This window comes from Rhodococcus sp. P4_F3_2 (assembly GCF_056401335.1).
Window position 1 is genome coordinate 1 of record NZ_JBFUJN010000248.1, and the last position, 405, is coordinate 405.

Here is a 405-nt window from a genome sequence, read left to right on the forward strand (position 1 = left end):
ACATATACGAGTAAAGGAACCCATATGAGCGTTAAAAGACAAGTAAGAAGAACGGTAATCCAAGCATCTCGTCCTGCCGTTTTAATTAATGGAGATATGAGCATCACATGAGTTTTTAAGCCAATAAACGTCATTGAAAGAAGGATCAATTGAAAAACAGAAATTGAGTCTGACTTATTCATGGTAATCACTCCTTCTCTTCAGAAAATTTACTACTGGTAGCTTATCCTAAATTTCTCATAATATAATGGAGAATCATTATTCSAAAAATAAAAAAGAGCTGTTTTATACGTCGTATTTCTCACGTATAAAACAGCTCGCCTGTTATTCACTTATTTTCATGAAGCCCTATTGTCTGCATATTATTCACTGCGTTCAATTACTAGTTAGCTGGACTTCTTTCCT

Annotated in this window: 1 protein-coding gene; it reads right to left on the reverse strand. The window is 33.9% G+C overall.

Going from position 1 to position 405, the window contains the following annotated elements; genetic code table 11:
- On the reverse strand, nucleotides 1-182 hold a 182-nt coding region (locus AC1DWA_RS33600), incomplete at its 3' end, for a hypothetical protein (protein WP_477917854.1).
- Nucleotides 183-405: the final 223 nt, after the last annotated feature.